This is a genomic window from Aeromicrobium sp. (genome assembly GCF_036675695.1).
In the GTDB taxonomy this organism is placed as follows: Bacteria; Actinomycetota; Actinomycetes; order Propionibacteriales; family Nocardioidaceae; genus Aeromicrobium.
Window position 1 is genome coordinate 57,945 of record NZ_JAKFEL010000110.1, and the last position, 10,540, is coordinate 68,484.

General features: G+C 64.9%; 11 protein-coding genes. 5 read left to right on the forward strand and 6 right to left on the reverse strand.

Features of this window, described 5'->3' with window-relative positions:
• The first annotated feature begins 58 nt into the window (after positions 1–58).
• Positions 59–1,753, forward strand: coding sequence for an alkaline phosphatase D family protein (locus V6M39_RS07100; protein ID WP_332643089.1), 1,695 nt, complete (start codon positions 59–61; stop codon positions 1,751–1,753).
• 61 nt (positions 1,754–1,814) lie between these two features.
• On the opposite strand, the gene V6M39_RS07105 is transcribed toward V6M39_RS07100, so the two are convergent.
• On the reverse strand, positions 1,815–2,204 hold the full coding sequence (locus V6M39_RS07105) for a LysM peptidoglycan-binding domain-containing protein (protein ID WP_332643090.1): 390 nt from the start codon (positions 2,202–2,204) through the stop codon (positions 1,815–1,817).
• Positions 2,205–2,451: 247 nt separating this feature from the next.
• Here V6M39_RS07105 and V6M39_RS07110 point away from each other — a divergent pair, with 247 nt between their 5' ends.
• Positions 2,452–3,252, forward strand: a complete 801-nt coding sequence (locus V6M39_RS07110; RefSeq protein WP_332643092.1) for a YihY/virulence factor BrkB family protein — start codon at positions 2,452–2,454, stop codon at positions 3,250–3,252.
• Positions 3,253–3,275: 23 nt separating this feature from the next.
• Positions 3,276–3,566 carry a hypothetical protein gene (locus V6M39_RS07115; RefSeq protein ID WP_332643093.1) on the forward strand — a complete coding sequence of 97 codons (291 nt, stop codon included), beginning with the start codon at positions 3,276–3,278 and terminating at the stop codon, positions 3,564–3,566.
• On the opposite strand, the gene V6M39_RS07120 is transcribed toward V6M39_RS07115, so the two are convergent.
• Entirely contained in the window at positions 3,563–3,868 is a 306-nt protein-coding gene (locus V6M39_RS07120) for a hypothetical protein (protein ID WP_332643094.1), read from the reverse strand. The genes V6M39_RS07115 and V6M39_RS07120 overlap by 4 nt on opposite strands.
• 86 nt (positions 3,869–3,954) lie before the next feature.
• On the opposite strand from V6M39_RS07120, the gene lexA reads away from it, so the two are divergent.
• Positions 3,955–4,677, forward strand: a complete 723-nt coding sequence (gene lexA, locus V6M39_RS07125) for a transcriptional repressor LexA (RefSeq protein ID WP_332643095.1) — start codon at positions 3,955–3,957, stop codon at positions 4,675–4,677.
• A 68-nt stretch (positions 4,678–4,745) separates the two neighbouring features.
• Here lexA and galE read toward each other — a convergent pair whose 3' ends face one another.
• Together galE and V6M39_RS07135 are read right to left on the reverse strand one after the other, a co-directional pair.
• On the reverse strand, positions 4,746–5,720 hold the full coding sequence (galE, locus tag V6M39_RS07130) for a UDP-glucose 4-epimerase GalE (RefSeq protein ID WP_332643096.1): 975 nt from the start codon (positions 5,718–5,720) through the stop codon (positions 4,746–4,748).
• Positions 5,721–5,765: 45 nt separating this feature from the next.
• A complete protein-coding gene (locus V6M39_RS07135; protein ID WP_332643097.1) occupies positions 5,766–7,700 on the reverse strand; it encodes an ATP-dependent DNA helicase in 1,935 nt (644 codons plus the stop codon).
• A gap of 63 nt (positions 7,701–7,763) precedes the next feature.
• On the opposite strand from V6M39_RS07135, the gene V6M39_RS07140 reads away from it, so the two are divergent.
• Complete coding sequence (locus V6M39_RS07140; RefSeq protein ID WP_332643098.1) at positions 7,764–8,243, forward strand: GNAT family N-acetyltransferase; 480 nt, start codon at positions 7,764–7,766, stop codon at positions 8,241–8,243.
• A gap of 9 nt (positions 8,244–8,252) precedes the next feature.
• Here the strand turns inward: V6M39_RS07140 and V6M39_RS07145 are convergent, their stop codons facing one another.
• Both V6M39_RS07145 and hflX read right to left on the reverse strand, forming a co-directional pair.
• Entirely contained in the window at positions 8,253–9,719 is a 1,467-nt protein-coding gene (locus V6M39_RS07145) for a glycosyltransferase family 39 protein (RefSeq protein ID WP_332643099.1), read from the reverse strand.
• Between the two features lie 19 nt (positions 9,720–9,738).
• The coding region (gene hflX, locus V6M39_RS07150) for a GTPase HflX (RefSeq protein ID WP_332643100.1) at positions 9,739–10,540 on the reverse strand (802 nt) is incomplete at its 5' end.

Here is a 10,540-nt window from a genome sequence, read left to right on the forward strand (position 1 = left end):
GGCCAAGCGTTCATGTTGCGTTTCCTAACGTGGGACTACGCCGCGCAGTTGAGCCGGTGTGACTGAGACATCAACGGCGCTAGATCGCCGCAAGTTCATTTCCACCGGCAGTGTGGTTGCAGCCGGAGTTGTTGCCGCTTCCCTGCCCGGCATGGTCGGAGCTCCTGCCGAAGCTGCCAGTGCCTACTTCAAGCACGGGCTCGCGTCAGGTGATCCAACCCCCACCGCCGTCGTGCTCTGGACCCGTCTGACACCGACGTCGACATCAACCCCGGGATCGGGCAAGGGGCCGTCCGCCACCGTTACATGGCATGTTGCGACGGACCAGAAGTTCACGAAGATCGTCAAGAAGGGCACCTTCGCCACCAGCGCCAGCCGCGACCACACGGTGAAGCTCGACGTCACGGGGCTGAAGCCCGCCACGACGTACTGGTATCGCTTCTCTCACAAAGGCAGCTACTCCCCCGTTGCCCGTACGCGCACTGCGCCTGCGTACACCGCGAACCTCGCGCGTATGCGGTTCGGCATCGTCTCGTGCGCCAACCTGCAGGCCGGCTGGTTCAACAGCTACCGCCACCTCGCGGCCCGCAGCGACCTCGACGCCATCCTGCACCTCGGCGACTACCTCTATGAGTACGGTAACGGCGAGTTTGGCAACGGCATCAGCAACACCGACATCCGCAAGCATGTACCGGCCCACGAGACTCTCAGCCTGAAGGACTACCGCCAGCGGCACGGGCAGTACAAGCAGGATCCCGACCTGGCTTCGCTCCACCGCCGATTCCCGTTCATCATCACGTGGGACGACCACGAGACGGCGAATGACACGTGGACCGAGGGCGCCGAGAATCACGACGCGTCGGAGGGCTCCTGGAAGGCACGCCGCGCAGCGTCCCTCAAGGCCTATGACGAGTGGATGCCCGTACGTCTGAGTGGCACGTCCAAGCTCGGCGACGGCACCCAGATCTATCGCCGCTTCCAGTTCGGCAACCTCATCGACCTGTCGATGCTCGATCTGCGCAGCTACCGCAATGCTCCCGGCGCGGAGTTCAGCCCAGCCGTCGGCGTCTCGAGCGACCCGAAGCGTACGATCGCCGGCGCTACCCAGCTCGGATGGCTCCAGGAGAACCTGGCGACAACCAAGGCTCGCTGGAAGTTCGTGGGCAACCCGGTGATGATCTCACCGGTGCTCATCCCGCCGCTGCCGGAGATCGTCACCAACGCCATCGAAGCCACGTCTGGACTCGTTCCCCCTGGCATCTTGCCGACCGAAGGCGTGCCGTACAACACCGACCAGTGGGACGGCTACCTCGTTGAGCGCAAGAAGCTCACCGACTTCATCAAGTCCAAGAAGATCCAGAACATCGTGTTCCTGACCGGAGACATCCACTCGGCGTGGGCGTGTGACATACCTGCGGACAAGGGTCTCTATCCGCTCGGTGGATCGATTGCGACCGAGCTCGTGACCACCTCGGTGACCAGCAACAACCTCGATGACCTGGTCGGCGTTCCTCCCCGTACGACGTCGATCGCTGTCGAGGCAGCCATCCAGACCGTCAATCGTCACGTGCGCTATCTCAACTTCGACGATCACGGCTACTCGGTGCTCGACGTGACACCCGCACGGGTGCAGATGGACTACTTCATCATCAGCGACCGGATCGACCCGAAGGCAACATCGGCTCGTACGGCGTCCTGGGTCATTGCGAGCGGCACCCAGAAGGTCAAGCCTTCGGCAACCGGCATCGCCTAGAACGCAGATGTCCGCGGTCAGCCGTCTTCCCAGCGGCTGCCGCGGACTTCTGTGTGGTGGGTCAGTTGTAGACCGGCACCGCGATCTCCGAACCCATCTGCAGGGCGGAGGCGTTGGGGAGGGAGTTGAGCTGCAGGATGTCGTCAACCGTCGAACGGATGTCTCCGTTGGGGTTGGCGTCTGCGGCAATCTCCCAGAGGGTGTGGCCCGGCAGGACCGTGACCGTGGTGGTGTTGGGCAGCGCGCCGGCCTTGTCGCCAGCGAGCGTCGACGAGCCGAACAGGACCACCATCACCGCGATGATCGCGAGCGAGATGGTGAAGATGAATGCCTTGCCACGACGCGTCAGGCGAAGTGCCGGCGCGACCGGCAGGTCGGGAACGGCGACCAGATGACGGACCGGAAGAACGGTCGTATGGGTCGGGCTGTGATCGAATGCGATGCTGCTCATGAGGTGCCTCCGTGGGGGAAGTGAGACGGTTTGTGTGAAGTTGGTGCGTTCGAGCGAACCCTGCTCTTCGATGTCATTCGATGGTGCGAACAGGCGTTCGATCGAACACATGTACGACATTAGAGGACGACTCCGACAAAAGCACGCATTTGTCGAACAGAATTTCGAACGGGCGTGTCGCGCCCTGCAATTGCAGGCGGAATTTGTTCGACAGGCGGGCACGCCGTACCGGCACTAACGTCGAGGAATGCTCCGTCAACACGTTGTGGCCGCCTGGAAACAGGCCTCCTCGCACCAGGCTCCCCTGCTCGCCGCAGGGGTCGCCTTCTATGCATTCCTGTCGCTGTTTCCCGCGATGATCGCTGCGGTGATGCTCTACGGGCTCGTCGCCAGCCCGGAGACTGTGCAGCGTCAGTCCGAGAACATCGCCGATGCGCTGCCAGCTGATGCGGCCTCAGTCGTCAACGGCCAGCTCGAGTCACTGACTTCGACGTCCTCTGGCTCCCTCGGCATCGGCCTGGTCATCGCGCTGGCGCTGGCGATCTATGGAGCGTCCGGAGGTGTCGGCAACCTCGTCACCGCGATCAACCAGATGTTCGGGCAGCGCGATCGGCGCAACTTCCTGAAGCAGAAGGCGCAGGCTCTGCTTCTGACTCTTGGCTCCATCGTCTTCTTCGCTGTCGTCATCGCCCTGGTCGCCGTCGCCCCTGCCGTGCTCGACTCAGCGCTGCTCGGCGGTCTGCGTTGGGTGCTGGTTGCTGCGGCAATCGTCCTGGCGATCAGCGTGCTGTTCCGTATCGCCCCCGACCGTCGCGGGCCTGGCGGCCGATTCATGAGCAAGGGCGTGCTGGTGGCCAGTGGTCTCTGGATCGTGGCGTCTGTCGGCTTCTCCGTGTACGTCGACAACTTCGGCAGCTACGCCAAGACGTACGGCGCCCTCGCCGGCGTGGTCGTCCTGTTGCTGTGGCTCTGGGTCGGCGTCTACGCCCTGCTGCTCGGTGCAACCGTCGAAGCACTCGACGAGGAGTCCAGCTCACTGGTTGAGTAGTGCGACCGACTCCAGGAGGACAAGTGGCCGGCTTCATCCCGAAGAACCCCGCGCAGATTCTCAACCGAGCCGACACCGCGCTCACCAATGTCGACGGCGTGCTCGGAAGGGTCGAGGGCACCTTGGCATCGGTGAGCGAGACGTTGTCGTCAGCCACGTCAACGCTGGATCAGACCAACACGGTGCTGACCGAGGTGCAGGGTCTGCTCACGGAGCTGCAGGACGAGATCGCGCTGATCCGCCAGGTACCCGAGATCGCCGCTCAGGTCTCCGAGATACACGCCATCGTCACGACGCTGGCGGCGAAGGGCTAGAGAACCCGTCCCAGTACGAACGCTGCCGCGCCGACCACGACGGCGAGCAGGATTAGCCCACTGATCAGCTCGATGTTGGGTCGGTTGCCGTGCGGGATGTGCGTCTCGTTGAGGTCGGCCTCGAAGTCCGGCAGGAGCAGCTGGAGATCCACCGTCGCGGCGTCGGCCTTGCCTTCAGACGAGAGCAGCGCCCGGGCTGCGGCCTCGACACCGTTGAGGTCTGGCGACGTCGTCGTACCGACTCCGCGTACCTCGACATCCCATGCGGTGCCCGACTTCTTGCCCACGACGAGATAGCTCATGAGCCCAGCCTACGGTCCCAACACCCGCGACACGCTAATCGAACAGGTGTTTGAATTGAACACCTGTTCGGGGTTACGCTGCCCGCATGACCGACGATCGCACAGCCGAAGTCAGCGAGCTCCCCGACGGGCCGGCCGACTCCTCCGGGCTCACCGCCCGCCAGCGCAAGGTGCTGGAATTCCTGCATGAGGAGATCGCCAAGCGTGGCTACCCGCCAAGCATGCGCGAGATCGGTGCCGCGGTTGGTCTGACCAGCACTTCATCGGTGGCGCACCAGCTTCGTACGCTCGAGAGCCTGGGCTACGTCAAGCGCGACCCCAACCGTCCCCGTGCGCTCGAGATCTTCCTGCCGGATGTGATGGCAGCCCGCCGCTCGATGGGCGCGGCCAGCGACTCGACGTTCGACGAGACCGGTATCGGCGACGCCATGCCTGCCGCGATCAACGTCCCCATGGTCGGCCGCATCGCCGCCGGTGGACCCATCCTCGCGACCGAGCAGGTCGAGGAGATCTTCCCGCTGCCCAAGTCACTCGTCGGCGAAGGCACGCTGTTCATGCTCCAGGTCGTCGGCGACTCGATGATCGATGCCGCCATCTGCAACGGCGACTACGTCGTCGTACGCCAGGAGCAGACCGCCAACAACGGCGACATCGTGGCAGCCATGCTCGACGGTGAGGCCACGGTCAAGACATTCCAGCGCAAGGACGGCCACGTATGGCTGCTCCCGCACAACGAGGCCTACTCCCCCATCGACGGTGACCACGCGCAGATCCTCGGCATCGTCACCACAGTCCTCCGCAAGGTCTAAGCCCTCGTCAATCCTCTCGCGATTTGTGACGGTGGCGGCGCTACGCGACGACTGAAGCGCCTCTCGCGTCACAAATCGCGGCGTTGGGTTGCGTTGCGGGCTTGCCAGGCGCTGGTGACCATGTCGGCGACCGTATGACGCATCGCCCAGTTCAGGTCGCGCGCCGCAAGCTCACCTGACGCGACGATGCGGGCGGGATCGCCTTCGCGTCGTGCTGCGATCTCGGGCTCGAACGCGATGCCCGTGGCATCTGCGACAGCCGTCATGATCTCGCGCACCGACACACCATCACCGCTACCAAGGTTGTAGACCGGCTCGAGCTCAGTGCCGGCGAGCAACTTCTGCGCTGCCACGACGTGCGCATCGGCCAGGTCCGCGACGTGGATGTAGTCGCGTACGCAGGTGCCATCGGCCGTCGGGTAGTCATCGCCGTAGATGCGCGGCGTACGGCCCTCCAGCAAAGCCTCGATGACCAGCGGGAACAGGTTGTGCGGGCTCGAGTCGTAAAGCTCGGGCGTCGCCGAGCCAACGACGTTGAAGTAGCGCAGCGAGGTGTGGTGCAGCGGATGCGCACGCGCCGCGTCGCGCATCAGCCACTCCCCGATCAGCTTGGTCTCGCCATAGGGCGACTCCGGTGCCGTCGCCGTCGCCTCGGTGACGATGTCGACGTCGGGGGTGCCATAGACGGCGGCACTCGAGGAGAACACGATCTTGTCCACGTCCGCCTCATGCATGGCCTGCAGCAGGCTCACGGTGCCCTGCACGTTCTGCTCGTACGTATGCAGGGGTCGCTGCACGGACACACCGGCGTACTTGAAGCCCGCCAGGTGGACGACCGCCTCGACCTCGTGCTCGACCATGGCCTTGGCCAGGATCTTGGTGTCAAGAATCGAGCTGTCGATCACGACGACGTCGTCGGGGACGAACTCGCGATGGCCGCTGGAGAAGTCGTCGACGATGATGCAATCGAGTCCGGCCAGCCGGAATGCTCGCACAATGTGCGAACCGATGTAGCCGGCACCGCCGGTGATCAGAACAGTCAACGGTGGTCCCTACGAACGTTGGTTGGTCAGAGCCTCAACAGGCTATCAAGGCGTGGTCGCCGCTTCGTCGAGCCGGCGCAACGCACCCAACGCGGTCTCGCGATCAGTTGTCCGCCACATGTCGGGCAGTGACGCCGCAAGGAACGAGCCGTAGCGAGCGGTGACGATGCGCGGATCGAGGATCGCGACGACTCCCTTGTCAGTCGCCCGACGGATGAGCCGACCAGTCCCCTGCGCGAGCAACAGAGCCGCGTGATGGGCGGCGACGTTCATGAACCCGTTGCCGCCACGCTTCTCGACAAGCCGCTGACGCGCGCTCATCAACGGATCGTCGGGGCGCGGGAACGGAATGCGGTCGATGATCACGAGCTGACAGGTGTCGCCCGGGAGGTCGACGCCCTGCCACAGGCTGAGAGTGCCGAACAGGCAGGTGCTCGGCGTCTCGGCGAACCTGCGTGCCAGCTCGGGCAGCTGCGCGTCGCCCTGGCACCAGATGTCGATGTCAGGGAGCCGTTCGCGTACGACCTCAGCTGCACGTTCGGCAGCGCGGCGTGAGGAGAAGAGCCCGAGCGTACGACCGCCGGCCGCCTCGACGAGCGCGGTGATCTCGGCGAGCTGCGCCTCCTCCAGACCATCGCGACCAGGCAGCGGAAGGTCCTTGGCGACGTAGAGCATTCCCTGCTGCTGGTAGTCGAACGGCGATCCGACATCGAGCGACGACCAGTCGTCGTCGCCGGGCTTGAGGCCCAGCGATTGGGCGACCGGATCGAATCCGCCACCGAGCTTGAGGGTGGCGCTGGTCAGCACGACGGTCTTCTCGCCGAAGAGCTTCTCGCGGAGGCTCGCCGACACGTCAATCGGTGCGATGTGGAGACGCTTGTCGCGCTGACCAGCACTCATCCAGAGCACCTCAGTCTCGCCCTTGGACGCCATCCGGTCGGCGATCTTGCGTACGTCGTCGACCATCCCTCGTGCCTGCTGTCGCGCAGCATCGGGCTCGGACTTGCCGTCCTCCTTGGGGAAGTCGGACATGGTCGCGCGAGCAGAGTCGCGAATGAGTGCGAGCGCTTCCTGCAGTGACTCGTCGACGTTGTCGATGCGCCCCTCGTCCATGCGGACGAGCACGTCGTTCAGCGCGTCGGAGGCGTCAGCGAGATCATCTGCTCCCTGGCCGTCGGCATGGGTCCGAGCTCTGCGGGCAGCGCGCTCGATCATGGCGGAGTCGAGCTCGTCGGTCGACGCCTGCGTGACGCGGGCAGCGAGCTCGTGGGCCTCATCCACGATGACCGCGCCGTACTCCGGCAGCATCGGCACACCGTCGATCGCGTCGATCGCCAGCAATGCGTGGTTGGTGACAATCAGCTGGGCGTCCTGGGCGTCCTCGCGAGCCAGCTCGGCGAAGCATTCCTGGGCGTGGGCACAACGCGATGCGCCAAGGCATTCGCGATGGTTGACGCTGACCTGTCGCCAGGCGCGCTCGGTGTGGGACGGCGCCGAGTCCTTGTCGCCAGAGTGACCGGCCGATGCCTGCTCCTCGGCCCATTCACGGAGCTCCACGACCTCGGCTCCGAGCGAGCCCTCGGGTACCTCGACGAGAGTGCCCTGGTCGTCGGGCGCGCCCTCGCGTACGCGGTGCAGGCACGCGTAGTTGCTGCGGCCCTTCACGACCGCGTGGTGCGGCACCTCGCCCATGGTCTTGCGGGCGGCGTCCTTGAGCGCAGGTATGTCTCGCTCGACGAGCTGGTGCTGCAGGTTGAGCGTGGCGGTGGCGACGATGACGCGCTTGCCGTGCAGGAGACTCGGAACGAGATAGCCGAGCGACTTGCCAGTGCCAGTCCCCGCTTGGACCAGGAGGTGCTCACCTGATTCGAGAGAGTGGCGCACGGCTTCAGCCATCTCGATCTGGCCGGGGCGTTCCTCTCCCCCGACTGCCTCGACGGCTGCATGGAGCACCGCACGAACGTCAGGGGTCTTGGCCACAGCCGAAGGCTATCCGCCGATGCTGACGAGCGATGGTCTGCGTCCACCGTTAACGTCACGATCATGGAGCTTCGAGCCGCAACCGGTGAGGATGCCGATGCGATTGCAGACATTTGGTATCGCGGATGGGCTGATGGGCACGAGGGCAACGTCCCTGATGGCTTGCACGAGCACCGACAAGAGGCACACTTTCTTGCCCTCACGTCGTCCCGCATTGCCTCGAGCGCCGTCGCAGTCGTCGACCATCAAGTCGTCGGGTTCGTCACGGTGCGAGTCGACGAGATCGAGGAGCTCTATGTGGACGTGTCTGCTCGGGGCAGCGGTGTCGCCACAGCGCTGCTGAGTCACGGCGAAGGAATCATCGCCAACGGGTATGACCTCGCCTGGCTTGCTGTGGTGGAGGGCAATGCGCGAGCCCGCCAGTTCTATGAGCGGTGTGGCTGGGTGAATGGCGGGGCGAGCGAGTACCTCGCGGAGACCTCAACCGGCACGTTCGCCGTCCCGATCCTGCGCTATGACAAGCGAGTGCGATCGACGGCGTAGCGCGCCGGCTCAGCCAAGGCGGCGCATCTCGGGCCACATCGATGCCCAGGGTTCGATCGGTCCGCTGCACACCCAGATCTGCTCGCCCTGCTCGTCGTTGTCGACCCCGGCTCCGTTGTCGATTGTGGCTGCAGGCTCGACGCGCTCGAACCACCGGTAGAGCTGGTCCTGAGACATACCGACCACCACCGCAGTCGAGGTGTCCTCGGGCGGCGGGCCCCACGTCCAGAACGAGTTGTGAACACTGAACACCGAAGCAGCATTGGGGCGATATCGCAGCATCGCTCCGGCTTCACCGTAATTGCCGGCCAGGACGATCGGTCGCTCCGCGCCACTGGTGTTGTCCTTGACGACTCCAGCGACCGTGTCGGCGAACTCCGGCCACCCAACGGTTTCTCCCGCGTCGTAGTTGATGTCAAGGATGCCCGCGTCGTTGAGACTGTTGACCGGCACAACCGGGAGGAACAGGAAGACCGCTGCGGCAAGGCTGCCCACGACTGCGACCCCAAGCAGGGCCAGTCGGGCGCGACCACGTTCGACCCATCGGAGCGTGGGCTCGGCGCCCGCTGCAAGCAGTACCGGATAGAGCCCAGCGATGTAGTAGGGCTTGCCTCCCGTGGCTATGAACACCACGGCCAGCACGACGTACGACACCGCGAAGAATCGCCAGGCACGCAGCTCATTCGATCGCGCGAACTGCCACCAGCCGACCATCCAGATAGGGAAGAGCAGCGGACTAACCAAAACCAGCTGTGCCGGCAGGAAGACCCAGCGGGGCTCGCTCGTCCCCGAATTGCCTGCGGCGATCGAGTCGGCGAGCTGGACTTGCGGCCATTCGTTCTGGGCTTGCCACAAGAGGTGCGGTGACCACAGTGCGACCGCGATGAGCCCGCCACACCACATCCACCGAGACCGCAGCACACTCCTCGGGCCGGCCAACACGATGCTGACTGCCACCGCGAACAGCAGGAAGGCGACCAGCACCTTGACCTGCAGACCGATTCCGGCGACAACCCCGACGACGAGCCAGATGCGTCCGTCATCGCGTACTGCTCGAATCAAGAGCCAACTCAGGGCAGCCCAGACAAGCAGGTCGTACGTGGTGGTCGACACCAGATGTCCGACGGCGTATGTGATCGAAGCCACCGCCATGCACACGCTCGCAAGGATCTGTGCGCGGCGAGACCCACCGAGCTCGTACGCGATCAACCCCGTCAGGAAGACTGTGAGCGCCGCAGCGATCGCCGACGGCAGCCGGAACACCGTCAACGAGCCCGCACTGATCGCATCCATCGCCCATGCGAGGAGCGGGACCAGGGGCGGCTGGTCGGTGTAGCCGAAGGCGGGATGATCCCCTGCAGCAATGAAGTAGAGCTCGTCGCGGTGGTAGCCGTACCTGCTCGCCGTCACGAGCAGCAGTAAGCCAACGGCAATAGCGATTCCAGCAAGCGGGCGCCGGGCGGCCACATCAGCCATGCCCGAAAGGCTACCGGCGTTAGACGGCGTAGGGCTCGAGCTCGGCTGCCAGGTGACCGTGGACTCGGGCCACGACATGGGTGCCGTCGCCCTCGTGGTCGAGAGACTCGATCTCGCCCTGGGTGTGGATCTGGTTGAGCAGGTCGCCGCGCGCGTACGGGAGCATCACATCGACTCGGGTGGCCGGCTGCGGGAGGTCGGCCTCGATGGCACTGAGCAGCTCATCGATGCCTTCGCCGGTCTTGGCACTGACGACGACGGCGTGCGGCTCCTTGGAGAGCAGCGTCTTGAGCACGATCGGATCGGCCGCATCGGCCTTGTTGATCACGATGATCTCGGGCACCTTGTCGGCGTCGACATCGGCGAAGACCTCGCGCACGGAACGGATCTGACCCTCGGGATCGGGATGCGCGCCGTCGACCACGTGCAGCACCAGGTCAGCCTCGGCGACCTCCTCGAGGGTCGAGCGGAATGCCTCGACGAGCTGGTGCGGGAGGTTGCGTACGAAGCCGACCGTGTCGGACATCGTGTAGACGCGACCGTCCGAGGTCTGCGTACGACGTGTGGTCGGGTCGAGGGTTGCGAACAGCGCGTCCTCGACCAGCACACCCGCATCGGTGAGCCTGTTGAGCAGGCTCGACTTGCCGGCGTTGGTGTAGCCCGCGATCGCGACCGACGGAACCTGGTGACGCTTGCGGTTGGCCTTCTTGGTCTCGCGGGCGACGCCGAGCTCCTTGAGCTCACGGCGCAGCTTCGTCATCTTCATCTGGATGCGACGACGATCGGTCTCGAGCTTGGTCTCACCGGGTCCACGACCACCG